We start from the raw sequence: 12,852 nt of genomic DNA, 5'->3' as shown, positions 1-12,852 counted from the left end.
CGTCCACCTCACCCTGGGGGATCCACCAACGTGAGAGAAGCATCGACTCCTTCCCGCCATCCGCGGGCATGGAGGCTCCTGGCCCTGCTGCTCACCTTCGGCCTCGTGGCCGCGGCGTGCGGCGACGACAGCGGCGACGGCGGCGACGGCGGAGGCGACGGTGAGGGCGAAGGCGCCATCACCAGCACCACCGTCGAGTCCGACGTCGATGAGGTCACCACCGGTGGCACCGTGGTCGTGGCGCTCGAAGCCGAGACCAACAACTGGCAGCCCGGCGTGGGCTCCTTCTCCAACCCGGGCACGAACGTGGCCCGGGCCATCTACGACACGATCGCGGCGCGCGGCGCCGACGGCGAGATCTACCCGTACCTCGCCGAGTCGATCGAGCCGAACGAGGACCTCACCGAGTGGACGGTCACCCTCCGCGAGGGCATCGAGTTCCACGACGGCACCCCGCTGAACGCGGCGGCGGTCGAGCGGAACTTCGCGGTCATCTCGGCCGATGACTCGAACCTCCTCGGCGTGCTCGCCCAGGTCGAGGAGTTCCGGGTCGACGACGAGCTCACGTACACCTACGTGCTCGCCGAGCCGAACGTGGCGTTCCCCGACTACCTGACCGGCGCGACGGGCATGCCCTTCTCGCCGGACGCCTACGACGCCAACCCCGACGGCTTCGGCGACGAGCCGGTCGGTGCCGGCCCGTTCCAGTTCGTCAGCTGGACCCGTGACAACGAGATCCGGCTCGAGAAGAACCCGAACTACTGGCGGACCGACGCCAACGGCAACCAGCTGCCCTACCTGGACGAGCTGATCTTCCGTCCGATCCCGGACGAGGACAGCCGCTTCGCCTCGGTCGAGGCCGGCGACGCCCAGGTCGGCCAGACGCTGCGCCAGTCGTTCGTCCGCCGGGCCCGTGAGGCGGCCGAGAACGGCAACATGCAGACGTTCGAGGCCATCGGCAACAACGGCGGTGGCGCGATCTTCAACACGCTCCGCCCGCCGGTCGACGACGTCCGGGTCCGCCAGGCCATGGCCCACGCCATCATCCAGGAGGACCTCATCGAGATCCTGGGCGGCACCGGCATCACCCCGCCGCAGACCCAGTACTTCAGCCCCGACTCCCCCTGGTTCTCCCAGGAGGTCGCCGACGCCTGGCCGCAGCACGACCCGGAGCGGGCCCAAGAGCTGCTGAACGAGTACATCAACGACCCGAACCGCTCCGACGGCAAGGCCGTGGGCGAGCCCGTCTCGGTCGAGTTCAACACCCCGCCGGACCCGTCCCTGATCCTCACCTCGCAGGGCTACGAGTCGATGTGGCGTGCGGTCGGCATCGACGTCACGCTCAACTCGGTCGAGCAGGCCGAGCACATCCAGAACGCGATCGGCGCCGACGCCGATCCGCCGTTCAGCGGCAACTACATGATCAACATCTGGCGCATGGGTGCCAACGAGGACCCGTACATCACCCTCGAGGCCGCCTTCGGCCCGTGGGAGTCGGAGCCGACGAACTTCACCAACTACACGAGCGACAACGTCCAGGAGCAGCTCAACGTCCTGGCCACCTCGACCGAGTTCGAGGAGCGGTACGCCGCCGTGGAGTCGATCATGATGGAGTTCACCGAGCAGATCCCGAACACCTGGACCGCGGGCACCGCGACGGCGCTCTACGCCGACAACGCCGTCCGCAACCTCGCCGGTTGGACCATCCCCGGCGACGTCCAGGGCGACGGCGTCATGAACTCCACCGTCTACTGGTCGGAGGTCTGGCTGGAGGAGTAGCCGCGAGGCACTAGGTTGTCCCCCGAGGGGTGTCGTCCGACACACGACTGCATCCCTCGGGGGCAACCCGTCATCGGTCCACCACCACGGCAGCACCCATCGGGTGCCCGCAGACGGTTCCCGGGGGGAACACCACGAGATGTTGACGCTCATCGGACGCAAGCTCATCGGTCTGGTACCGGTGCTGCTCGCGGCATCCTTCTTGACCTTCATGCTGCTGTCGCTGCTGCCGGGTGACCCGGCGCTGCAGATCCTCGGCATGAGCAACCCGACGCCGGAGCAGATCGAGCAGGTCCGCGAAGAGCTCGGCCTCAACGATTCGCTCCCGGTCCGGTACTGGAACTGGCTCTCCGACGCCGCCACCGGCGACCTCGGCTCGTCGTTCCAGACCCGCCAGACCGTCACCGCCGCCATCGGCGAACGCCTGCCCGTCACCGCGCAGTTGATGGTCATGTCGTTGTCGATGGCCGTCGTCGTGTCCATCCCCCTCGGCGTCGCCGTCGCCTACAAGGCCGGCTCGCTGTTCGACCGGGGCGTCACCGCCGTCACCTTCGGGCTCCTGTCGATCCCGAACTTCGTGCTCGCCCTCTTCCTCATCATCGTGTTCGCCGTCGAGCTGGGGTGGTTCCCCGCCACCGGCTGGACACGGCTCAGCGACAGCGTCCCCGACAGCCTCCGGGGCGCCTTCCTCCCCTCGCTGAGCCTCGCCATCGGCAACGTGGCCGTGCTGACCCGCCTCCTGCGGACCGACATGATCGCCACGCTCCAGGAGGACCACGTGGTGATGGCGAAGGCCAAGGGCCTCCCCACCCGCCAGATCCTCTTCCGCCACGCCCTGCGGCCGTCGTCGTTCTCGCTGATGACGGTCCTCGGCCTCCAGGTGGCCGCCCTGCTGTCGGGCACCGTCATCATCGAGCAGATCTTCGCCCTGCCCGGGCTCGGCCGCCTGCTCCTCGACCGGATCACGAACCGTGACTACATCATGGTCCAGGGCCTCGTCCTGTTCCTCGCCACCGTCTACGTGTTCGTGAACTTCGCGATCGACATCCTGTACTCGTTCCTTGACCCGAGGATCCGCCATGGCAAGTCCCGAGCAACCGCGTAGGCGCGAGGGCGCCGACCTGAGCGAGGCGGCGCACCTCGGAGCCCAACCCACCGAGACGGGCACGCTCGTCCTCGACGACATCGGCGCCGACCCCTTCGAGGAGGACGTCGAGCACCAGCAGAAGGGGAAGTTCGGCATCCTCTTCTACCTGTCGGTGGTGTGGCTGGCGATCGTGGTGTTCTGCGCCATCTTCGCCGGCTTGCTGCCGCTGCCGGACCCCATCGAGACCAACATGGTCAACCGGCACGCGTCGCCGTTCACCAACGGCACGCTGCTCGGCGCCGACAGCCTCGGCCGCGACATCTTCTCGCGGCTCGTGCACGGCGCCCGGGTGTCGGTGACGATCAGCGTCGCCGCGGTGCTCACCGGCACGATCATCGGCGGCCTCCTCGGCCTCGCGGCGGGCTACCTCCGCGGCAAGTTCGAGGGGATCATCATGTTCGGCGTCAACGTCCTGCTGGCCTTCCCGGGCCTGATCCTCCTGCTCACCCTGGTGGCGTTCCTCGGCCAGAACCTCCCGGCTGTCACCGCCGCCGTGGCGTTCCTGTCGATCCCCACCTACACCCGGGTGTCGCGGGCCACCACGCTCGCCGTCTCGCAGCGGGAGTTCGTGCTCGCCGCCAAGGCGATGGGCGCCAAGCGGTGGCGGATCCTCCTCCGGGAGATCGCTCCGAACGTGATGCTGCCGGTCACCGCCTTCGGCCTCATCGCCCTCGGCACCGTCATCATCCTCGAGGGCTCCCTCGCCTTCCTCGGCCTGTCGGTCCAGCCGCCGACGCCGACGTGGGGCATGATGATCAACGAGGGTCGCGGTGAGATCCGCAACGGCATCTACCACCTCACGGTGACGCCGGCGCTGGTGCTGTTCTTCACCGTGTTCTCGCTGAACTACGTGGGCGACTCGCTCCGCAACCGCTTCGACGTGCGCGAGGCGCAGATCTGACACCACCGAGATCCCTGTGGGGGGGACGGTAGAGGGGGCGGTCCCATCGGGGCCGCCCCCTCTGCGCGTCCGGCGTCAGCGTGCCGGGCTCAGCGTCCGGGGCTCGGACCGGGCTCCACGCCGGTGATGCGGCACAACAGGTCGCGCAGCATGGCCGCGGTGGCGCCCCACACCGTGTCGCCCTCGAGCTCGAAGAACCAGATGGCGCGGTCGACGCCGTCCCGGGACCAGATCTCCTCGCGGAACACGCCGTCGTCGAGGAGCTCGGCCACGGGCACGTCGCGGATCTCGGCCACCTCCCGCGGGTCGGGCCGCAGCGGCGGGCGGGTGGCGAGCAGGCCGACGTAGGGGACGATGAACGCCTCGCTCGTGACCGTCTGCAGGTGGTCGAGCTCCCCCACGACCTCGACCGCCGCCGGCGGGAGCCCGACCTCCTCCTCCGCCTCCCGCAGGGCGGTGGCGACGAGGTCCGGGTCGGAGGGCTCGGCGGTGCCGCCCGGGAAGCTGACCTCGCCCCGGTGCGCCCGCAGGTTCCACGACCGCCGGGTGAGGAGCACGTGCGGCTCGCCCCGCAGGTCGTAGAGGGCGGCGAGGACGGCGGACGCCCGCCGGGCCGACCCGTCGAGCTCGCCGGGCGCCAGCCGCACCGGACGCGACGGACGGACGCCGACCGCCCGGCGGATGTGCTCGAGGTCCGGACGCCGGGCGTCGGCACCCAGCTCGGCCCACGGCGCCACCGCGCCCGGTCGCCAGTCGCTCGGCCGAGGGATGACCTGGGGACCGCCGCGGACGACGTCGGGCGGCCCGAGGGGCACGCCCTGCGCCGGCGGCGCGACGGGCTGGTCGATCGGCTCCTCGGCCCCGTCCCCCTCGGTCCCCATGGGTCAGGTCGACGGCGGCAGGGTGGTCCCCGTGGTGGCCGACGCCGGGTTCGCCAGGTGCTCGAGCACCTCGCGCAGGCCGGCGATCTTGAGGTCGGCCATCACGCGCCCGGGCGTCGTGTCGCCCTTCTCCCACTCCATCCAGATGGCGAGGAGCTTGGCGGGGTCGGCAGGCGGTCGGTCCATGGGCGCAGGTTACCGGCGCCGGACGCGCCAGCGGCCGGCCCGAAGGCCGGCCGCTGGTCGTGGAACGGGTCTCCCGGAGGGAGGTGGCTACATCATCCCGCCCATGCCGCCCATGTCGGGCATGCCGCCACCCGCCGGAGCCTCCTCCGGCTTGTCGGCCACGAGGGCCTCGGTGGTGAGCAGCAGCGCCGCGATGGACGCCGCGTTCTGCAGCGCCGCACGGGTGACCTTGGCCGGGTCGATGACGCCGTCCTTGACGAGGTCGGTGAACTCGCCCGAGGCGGCGTTGAAGCCGGTCGAGCCGGTCTCGGCCTCCACCTGCTGGACGATGACCGCACCCTCGAGGCCGGCGTTGTCGGCGATGAGCCGAGCCGGGGCCTCGAGCGCACGCCACACGGCGCGGGCGCCGGTGGCCTCGTCGCCGTCGAGGGCGTCGACGACCGACTGCACGGCCGAGCGGCTGCGGAGCAGGGCGGTGCCGCCACCGGCGACGATGCCCTCCTCGATGGCCGCACGGGTCGCCGAGAGGGCGTCCTCGATGCGGTGCTTCTTCTCCTTCAGCTCCACCTCGGTGGCGGCGCCGACCTTGACGACGGCGACACCGCCGGAGAGCTTGGCGAGGCGCTCCTGGAGCTTCTCGCGGTCCCAGTCGGAGTCGGTGTCCTCGATCTCCCGCTTGATCTGGGCGATCCGGCCCTTCACGTCGTCCTCGGTGCCGGCACCCTCGACGATCGTGGTGTCGTCCTTGGTGATGACGACCTTGCGGGCCCGGCCGAGCAGGTCGAGCGTGGCGTTGTCGAGCTTGAGGCCGACCTCCTCGGAGATGACCTGGCCGCCGGTGAGGATCGCCATGTCCTGGAGCATCGCCTTGCGGCGCTCACCGAAGCCGGGGGCCTTGATGGCGACCGACTGGAAGGTGCCGCGGATCTTGTTCACCACGAGGGTGGCGAGGGCCTCGCCCTCGACGTCCTCGGAGATGATGACGAGCGGACGGCCCGACTGCATGACCTTCTCGAGGACCGGCAGGAGGTCCTGGACCGAGGAGATCTTGCCCGAGTTGAGGAGGATGTACGGGTCCTCGAGGACCGCCTCCTGCCGCTCGGGGTCGGTGACGAAGTACGGCGACAGGTAGCCCTTGTCGAACTGCATGCCCTCGACGAAGTCGAGGTCCATGCCGAAGGTCTGGGACTCCTCGACCGTGACGACGCCGTCCTTGCCGACCTTGTCGATGGCCTTGGCGAGGACGTCACCGATCTCGGTGTCGTTGTTGGCCGAGATGGCGGCGACCTGGGCGACCTCGGAGCTGTCGTCGATCTCCTTCGCCTGGTCGGCGATGGCGTCGACGGCGGCGGCGACGGCCTTCTCGATGCCGCGCTTCAGGCCCATGGGGTTGGCGCCGGCGGCGACGTTGCGGAGGCCCTCGCGGACGAGCGCCTGGGCGAGCACGGTGGCGGTGGTGGTGCCGTCACCCGCGATGTCGTTGGTCTTGGTCGCCACCTCCTTCACCAGCTGGGCGCCCATGTTCTCGAACGGGTCCTCGAGCTCGATCTCACGAGCGACCGAGACGCCGTCCTTGGTGATGGTGGGTGCGCCGAACTTCTTGTCGAGGACCACGTTGCGGCCCTTGGGGCCGAGGGTCACCTTGACCGCATCGGCGAGCTTGTTGACGCCGGCCTCGAGCTGGCGGCGTGCTTCTTCGTCGAACTTCAGAACCTTTGCCATGTCACTCCCTACTTGCGGATGGCCAGAACGTCACGGGCGTTGAGGATCAGCAGGTCCTCACCGTCGATGGTGATCTCGGTCCCGCCGTACTTGCTGTAGACGACGGTGTCGCCGACGCTGATGTCCATCGGGATCCGGTCGTTGTCGTCGCCGAAGCGGCCGGGACCGACAGCCAGGACCTCGCCCTGCTGGGGCTTCTCCTTGGCGGTGTCGGGGATGACCAGGCCGCTGGCCGTGGTCTCCTCGGACTCGGCCGGCTTGACGACGATCCGGTCCTCGAGGGGCTGCAGGTTCATTCACGCCTCCGTGGGGCACTTAGCAGTCTCACCTTGCGACTGCCAAAGGTAGACCCGCGCGCCGGTCGTTGGCAACCTCGACCCGAGAGTGCCAATCGCGCGTGCCTCCTGATCCGCCGCACCTGCGACCCCCACCGCCACACATGCGACCCCCACCGCCACCCGTTGGGGAGCCACAGCACCTCCTCACGTGCTCCGCCTCCCCGAGGAGCCGCCATGGGGAGCGACAGCACGCCCCGAGGTGGCCCGACTCCCCATGGGGCTGGGCGTCGAGGGGTGGCGCGTGGGTGGGTGGGGGGCGGCGCGGGAGGCGGAGGGTCAGACGACGGGGAGGCGGAGGTTCGGCTCGGCCCCGAGGTCGAGCGGCGAGGCCCCGTCGGCGAGGAAGCGGTGCCAGCCCGCGGCGGCCACCATCGCCGCGTTGTCGGTGCACATGGCCCGGCTCGGGAGGAACGCCTGGAGCCCGTCGTCGACGCACACGCCGAGCATGCGCTCGCGGAGCTGGGAGTTGGCGGCCACCCCTCCCCCGATGCAGAGCGCCTTGGCCCCGATCTCCGCGGCCGCACGGCGGGCCTTGGCGACGAGCACGTCGACCACGGCCTCCTGGAACGACGCCGCGACGTCGGCGGTGGCGACGTCGGGGTTCTTCCGCACGTGGTTGACGACCGCCGTCTTCAGCCCGCTGAAGGAGAAGTCGTACCCGTTGTCGAGCATCGGGCGCGGGAAGGCGATGGCCGTGGGGTCGCCGTCCATGGCCAGCGCGTCGATGGCCGGACCGCCCGGGTAGCCGAGGCCGAGGAAGCGGGCGACCTTGTCGAAGGCCTCCCCCGCCGCGTCGTCGACGGTCTGGCCGAGCAGGCGGTAGCGGCCCATCTCCTCCCAGTGGACGAGCATCGTGTGGCCGCCGGAGACGAGGAGCACCACCGCGGGCAGCTGGAGGTCGGGCTCCTCGAGGAACGCAGCGTGCAGGTGCGCCTCGAGGTGGTTGACGGCCACGAACGGCACGTCCCACACGAGCGAGAGGGCCTTGGCCGTGCTGACGCCGACGAGCAGGGCACCGACGAGGCCCGGACCGACCGTGCAGGCCACGGCGTCGAGGTCGTGCGGCTCGACGCCGGCCGACAGCATCGCCTCGGCCACCACGGGGGTGAGCAGCTCGACGTGGGCCCGGCTGGCGATCTCGGGCACGACGCCGCCGAAGCGGGCGTGGAGGTCGACCTGGCTCGACACCACCGACGACAGCACCCGCCGCCCCCCGACGACGACCGCGGCCGCCGTCTCGTCGCACGAGGTCTCGATCCCGAGGACGACGAGCTGGTCACGCCCGTCCACGGTGGTCGTCATCGCCTGGCTCCGATCCGCACGCCGTCGTGCACGTCGTCGACGACGACGAGGCCGGGCCGAGCGATCTCGGCCTCGAGCCCGGCGAGCCGCTCGGCGTACGCCGGCTGCGCCACGTCGTTCGCCCACATGATGAGGGCGTCCTCGCCGTCCTCCTGGTAGTAGCCGTGCCGCACGCCGGCGTCGTGGAAGCCGAAGCGCCGGTACATGGCCTGAGCGCCGTGGTTCGACGCCCGCACCTCGAGCGTGAGGTCCTGGGCGCCCTTGGCGATCGCCTCGCGCGCGAGCACGAGCAGCAGGTGGGCGCCGATCCCCCGCCGCTGCCAGCTGGGGTCGACGGCGATCGTGGTGACGTGGCCGTCGGTGGTGGCGAACATCAGACCGGCGTGGCCGACGACCTCGCCGCCCGAGCGGGCGACGAGGTAGATCCGCTGCTCCTCCGGGAGCGCCAGCTCGCCGAGGTAGAGCCCGAGCGTCCACGGACGTGGGTACACCTGGGCCTCGGTGCGCAGCACGGCCCGCAGGTGGCGGCGGCGCATCGGGGCGATCCGCACGGTGGTGGTGCGGGTCGGGGAGGCCACGCTCACCCTCCCTCCCTGGTCGTCCAGTTGATCTCGGCGTCGGGCGCCCGCAGGTAGAGCGGCTGGAGGTCCCACGGGTTGACCCACTCCTCCCGGAGCGCCCGCGCGTGGGCGAGCTGCACCAGCGAGGTGGCCGTCGGGTAGGCCAGCGCACGGTCGGCGATCTCGACCTTGGTGAGGCCCTCGAACAGCTCGGCGTAGCGGATCGCGCCGTCGCCGACGAGGAGGCACTCCTCGTTGCGGGCGATGATCTCCGACGCCAGGTCGTCCGGCGAGCCGACCTCCGGGTCGGCGACCCGCTGGAGGCCGCCCGGCACCTGGCGGTAGAACGCGTAGTACAGCTCGCCGCGTCGGGCGTCGAGCGTGGCGACGACGAGCCGGCTGGTGAAGCGGACCGGGAACGCGACCAGGTCGAGGCTCGTCACACCGATCATCGGGATGCGCAGCCCGTGGGCGATGGCCTTCGCGGAGGCGATCCCCACCCGCAACCCGGTGAACAGGCCCGGACCGAGGTCGACGGCCACGACGCTGATCTCCGACAGCTCGATGCGTGCCTGGCGGCGGATGAAGTCGATGGCCGGGGTGAGCGTCTCGGCGTGGCGCTTGCCGCGCGACGAGTGCGCGGAGGCGAGGACGCCCTCGTGCCCTCCGATCGCGCAGCCGACCTGGACGGTGGCGGTGTCGATGCCGAGGATCAGCACCCCGCGCCCCCGATCGCGCCGCCGTCGACCGACCACGGGTCGAGCGCCGTGGCGAGCGCGCGGCGCCGAGCCGCCCACGAGTCGCCGATGGGACGCAGGACGATGTCGCGGTCGTCGTCGCCCTCGCCCAGGGTGAACCGGACCTCGAGCAGGTTGCGGGGCAGGGCCGGCAGGATGGCGTCGCCCCACTCGATGACGGTGACCGCCCGGTCGTCGTCGAGCAGCTCGGCCAGACCCACGTCGAGGACCTCCGCGGTGGCGTCGAAGCGGTACACGTCCAGGTGGTGCAGCCGCAGGCGGGTGCCGTCGTACTGCCGGGCGAGCGTGAACGTCGGGCTGGTGATCGGCCCCTCGACGCCGAGCGCGGCCCCGAGCCCCTGGGTGAAGGCGGTCTTGCCCGCGCCGAGGTCGCCGGCGAGGACGAGCAGGTCGCCCCCGCGCACGAGCTCGGCGAGTGCAGCGGCGAGGGCACGGGTGGCGTCGACCGACGAGGTGCGGAGCTGGATCACGTGGTGGTCGTCCCGGGGCGAGGGGGCGAGAGGAGGTCCGACACGCCCCGATGCTACTGGCGCACGGGCCCGGCTCCCGCTGTCGCCGGTCAGGTGCGGAGCGAGCGCACGGCCTCGGCGACGACGGTGGCCGCCAGCTCCCGCACGGCGTCGGCGCGTGCGGCCACCGACCCGGTGGCCGCGGCGACGAACGCGTCGCCGTCGGACGCGGTGTGCACCGGGGCGAGGGAGCGGGCCAGGCCGTCGTGGGCGCTCTGGGCCACGAGGTGGCACTCGGGCTTGGTCAGGGCGGCGTTGGTGGCGACGACCCCGATCGTCGTGTTGCCGAACGGGGCGGGGGCCGGCCCGTCGAGCCAGCCGGCGTCGGCCAGGTCCGGGGGCTCCACGCCCGGCCGGGTCCCGTCGAGCGGGTCGCCGAGGGCGTTGACGGCGACGAGGCACGCCACCACCAGGTCGCCGTGGCGCCGGACGGCACCGACGAGCCCTCCCGGCTGCGCTGCGCCACGGCCCCGCCACTTGCCGATCGTCGCCCCGGTGCCGGCGCCCACCCGGCCGAGCGGGACGGCGTCGTCGGACGCGGCCGCGGCCGCCGTGTAGCCGGCGGCGGCGTCGGGCCGGACCGTGGCGTCGCCGACGGCGAGGTCGAACAGCGAGAGGCCGACCACGATCGGAACCCGGGCGACGACGACGGGGAACCCGCGCCCGGACTCCTCGAGGTGCCGGACGACGCCGTCGGCGGCGGCGAGTCCGAACGCCGAGCCGCCGCTCAGGACCACCGCGTCCACCGCGGCGACCGTGCGCAACGGGTCGAGCAGGGCGAACTCCCGGGTGGCCGGCGCACCGCCCCGGACCTCACCGGACGCCACGGCCCCCTCGGGGAGCACGACGACGGTGCAGCCGGTGACGGCGTCGCTGTCGGTCCAGTGGCCGACGCGGATCCCGGGCACCTCGGTGAGCATGCGGTGAACGTAGCGCCAGCGGAGCCGGCGCCGAGCCGTCAGGTCAGCTTGTAGTTGGTGCGGTCCTCGTCGTCGGGCTCCTCGCCGGCGAGCTGGGCGTCGGTGGCGGCCTGGACGTCGCCGTCCTTCTCCTCGACGAGCCCCTCGAACTCGGCCTGCTTCTCGCGTCCCTCGGCGTAGGTCATCTCGTCGTCACGGGGCGGTTCGTTGATGTCGCTCATGGGCCGCGCCCTACCCGGAGGTCGGCGTGCCACTCCCCTCGACCGGACCACCCGATCGGTGCCAGCGCCGCTCCACCCGTGGCCCGATCCCGCACACGACCTCGTAGGGGATGGTGTCGAGCCGCTCGGCCCACTCCTCGGCGGTGATCTCCTCGTCGCCCTGGCGGCCGATGAGCACGACCTCGTCGCCCGGGGCCACGGGGTGGTCACCGCAGTCGACCATCAGCTGGTCCATGGTGATGGTGCCGACGATCGGGTGACGGCGCCCGCCGATGAGGACCTCGCCGCCGACCTCGGACAGGCGGCGTCGGACGCCGTCGGCGTACCCGATGGTGACGGTGGCGACGGTGGTGTCGTGGGCGAAGCGGTGGCGCAGCCCGTAGGAGATCCCCTCCCCCGCGCCGACCTGCTTCACGAAGCTGACCTCGGAGCGCAGCGTGAGGGCGGGGACGAGCGGCACCCTCGCCGCGAGCTGCGGCGATGGGGCCAGGCCGTAGACGGCGATGCCGCAGCGCACGAGGTCGGCCCGCGCGTCGGGGTGGGCGATGGCGCCGGCGGAGTTCGCGGTGTGGAGGGTGCGGGGCCGCATCCCGGCCGACTGGAGCTCCTCGACCACGGCCCGGAACCGACGGAGCTGCTCGGCGGTGAACTCGTGGTCGGGCTCGTCGGCGACGGCCAGGTGCGTCCACACGCCGTCGAGCGCCAGCCCGGCGGCCCCGTCGATCTCCTTGGCCCGGGCGACGGCGTCGACCGGGTCGGCCCCCACGCGCCGCATGCCGGTGTCGACCTTCAGGTGGGCGTCGAGGGTGACCCCTGCGGCGACCGCCGCGGCGCTCGCCGCCTCGATCCCCGCGTGGGTGTAGAGCGTGGGCTGGAGCCGGGCGGCCACCAGGCGGGGCATCGCACCGGGGTCCGGCTCGGACAGGAGGAGCACCGCGGCGTCGACCCCGGCGGCGCGGAGCGCCTCGCCCTCCTCGACGTGGGCGACGGCCAGGCAGGCGGCGCCGGCGTCGATCGACGCCTGGGCCACAGGTGCCGCACCGTGGCCGTAGCCGCCGGCCTTGACCACCGCGCAGACCCGCGCGGGCGCGACGAGGCGTCCGAGCGTGCGGACGTTCGCCGCGATCGCGTCGAGGTCGATGTCGGCGCGGGCCCGCACGTCAGTCCCGCCGGAGCATGCCCCGGAGGACGTCCCCGCGCGAGACGATCCCGACGAGCGCGCCGTCGCCGTCGACGACCGGCAGGCGGGCGACGTGGTGGTCGTGCATCGTCGTGGCGGCCTCCTCGATCGTGGCGTCGATCGGGCAGGTGATCGCTGGCTCCGACATCACGTCGCCGACGTGGGCGCCGAGCGCCTTGTCGAGGTCCTCGTCGAAGTTGCGGGACTTGAGCTCCAGCGACGCGCCGAGGACGGAGATCACCGTCGGGAAGTGCAGGCGGCTCTCGCGCACGATGAGGTCCCCGGTGGTGAGGACGCCGATGACCCGGCCGGCGTCGTCGACGACCGGCGCCCCGTCGACGTCCCGTGCGACGAGCTGCTCCATGGCGGAGCGGACGTCGTCGTCGGCGCGGAAGGTCACGACGTCGGTGGTCATGATCTCGCGCACTGGGGTGCTACCGGGCATGAG

Annotated in this window: 15 protein-coding genes; 3 read left to right on the top strand and 12 right to left on the bottom strand. The window is 72.0% G+C overall.

Annotated elements, in window-relative coordinates; all coding sequences use genetic code 11:
• The first annotated feature begins 105 nt into the window (after nt 1-105).
• The 3 genes from GH723_RS01620 to GH723_RS01610 all read left to right on the top strand — a co-directional run bounded on the left by GH723_RS01620 (nt 106) and on the right by GH723_RS01610 (nt 3,827).
• Complete coding sequence (locus tag GH723_RS01620) at nt 106-1,779, top strand: ABC transporter substrate-binding protein (protein WP_195210455.1); 1,674 nt, start codon at nt 106-108, stop codon at nt 1,777-1,779.
• A 139-nt stretch (nt 1,780-1,918) separates the two neighbouring features.
• Nucleotides 1,919-2,884: an ABC transporter permease gene (locus tag GH723_RS01615; protein WP_153758018.1), complete on the top strand. Its 966-nt coding sequence runs from the start codon at nt 1,919-1,921 to the stop codon at nt 2,882-2,884.
• The gene (locus GH723_RS01610; RefSeq protein ID WP_153758017.1) at nt 2,859-3,827 is read left to right on the top strand and encodes an ABC transporter permease; all 969 of its coding nucleotides are present in this window, start codon (nt 2,859-2,861) and stop codon (nt 3,825-3,827) included. The genes GH723_RS01615 and GH723_RS01610 overlap by 26 nt, the downstream gene beginning before the upstream one ends.
• 89 nt (nt 3,828-3,916) lie before the next feature.
• Here the strand turns inward: GH723_RS01610 and GH723_RS01605 are convergent, their stop codons facing one another.
• From GH723_RS01605 to GH723_RS01550, 12 genes are all read right to left on the bottom strand, one after another.
• Entirely contained in the window at nt 3,917-4,708 is a 792-nt protein-coding gene (locus tag GH723_RS01605) for an NUDIX hydrolase (RefSeq protein ID WP_153758016.1), read from the bottom strand.
• Between the two features lie 3 nt (nt 4,709-4,711).
• Nucleotides 4,712-4,894, bottom strand: coding sequence for a hypothetical protein (locus tag GH723_RS01600; RefSeq protein ID WP_153758015.1), 183 nt, complete (start codon nt 4,892-4,894; stop codon nt 4,712-4,714).
• 87 nt (nt 4,895-4,981) lie between these two features.
• Nucleotides 4,982-6,616: a chaperonin GroEL gene (groL, locus tag GH723_RS01595; RefSeq protein WP_153758014.1), complete on the bottom strand. Its 1,635-nt coding sequence runs from the start codon at nt 6,614-6,616 to the stop codon at nt 4,982-4,984.
• A gap of 8 nt (nt 6,617-6,624) precedes the next feature.
• A complete protein-coding gene (gene groES / locus GH723_RS01590) occupies nt 6,625-6,912 on the bottom strand; it encodes a co-chaperone GroES (protein ID WP_153758013.1) in 288 nt (95 codons plus the stop codon).
• Between the two features lie 318 nt (nt 6,913-7,230).
• On the bottom strand, nt 7,231-8,256 hold the full coding sequence (tsaD, locus tag GH723_RS01585; RefSeq protein ID WP_153758012.1) for a tRNA (adenosine(37)-N6)-threonylcarbamoyltransferase complex transferase subunit TsaD: 1,026 nt from the start codon (nt 8,254-8,256) through the stop codon (nt 7,231-7,233).
• On the bottom strand, nt 8,253-8,840 hold the full coding sequence (gene rimI / locus GH723_RS01580) for a ribosomal protein S18-alanine N-acetyltransferase (protein WP_153758011.1): 588 nt from the start codon (nt 8,838-8,840) through the stop codon (nt 8,253-8,255). Before rimI ends, tsaD begins: the two co-directional genes overlap by 4 nt.
• Entirely contained in the window at nt 8,837-9,535 is a 699-nt protein-coding gene (tsaB, locus tag GH723_RS01575; protein WP_153758010.1) for a tRNA (adenosine(37)-N6)-threonylcarbamoyltransferase complex dimerization subunit type 1 TsaB, read from the bottom strand. Before tsaB ends, rimI begins: the two co-directional genes overlap by 4 nt.
• Complete coding sequence (gene tsaE / locus GH723_RS01570; protein ID WP_229022959.1) at nt 9,529-10,044, bottom strand: tRNA (adenosine(37)-N6)-threonylcarbamoyltransferase complex ATPase subunit type 1 TsaE; 516 nt, start codon at nt 10,042-10,044, stop codon at nt 9,529-9,531. The genes tsaB and tsaE overlap by 7 nt, the downstream gene beginning before the upstream one ends.
• A gap of 89 nt (nt 10,045-10,133) precedes the next feature.
• Nucleotides 10,134-11,003: a P1 family peptidase gene (locus tag GH723_RS01565; RefSeq protein WP_153758009.1), complete on the bottom strand. Its 870-nt coding sequence runs from the start codon at nt 11,001-11,003 to the stop codon at nt 10,134-10,136.
• A gap of 38 nt (nt 11,004-11,041) precedes the next feature.
• A complete protein-coding gene (locus GH723_RS01560; RefSeq protein ID WP_153758008.1) occupies nt 11,042-11,224 on the bottom strand; it encodes a hypothetical protein in 183 nt (60 codons plus the stop codon).
• A gap of 10 nt (nt 11,225-11,234) precedes the next feature.
• Nucleotides 11,235-12,383: an alanine racemase gene (gene alr / locus GH723_RS01555; protein ID WP_153758007.1), complete on the bottom strand. Its 1,149-nt coding sequence runs from the start codon at nt 12,381-12,383 to the stop codon at nt 11,235-11,237.
• A 1-nt stretch (nt 12,384) separates the two neighbouring features.
• Nucleotides 12,385-12,849: a CBS domain-containing protein gene (locus GH723_RS01550; RefSeq protein ID WP_153758006.1), complete on the bottom strand. Its 465-nt coding sequence runs from the start codon at nt 12,847-12,849 to the stop codon at nt 12,385-12,387.
• Nucleotides 12,850-12,852 lie beyond the last annotated feature (3 nt).

It is taken from the genome of Actinomarinicola tropica (assembly GCF_009650215.1).
Classification (GTDB): Bacteria; Actinomycetota; Acidimicrobiia; order Acidimicrobiales; family SKKL01; genus Actinomarinicola; species Actinomarinicola tropica.
This window is presented reverse-complemented; position numbering and strand designations above follow the sequence as displayed.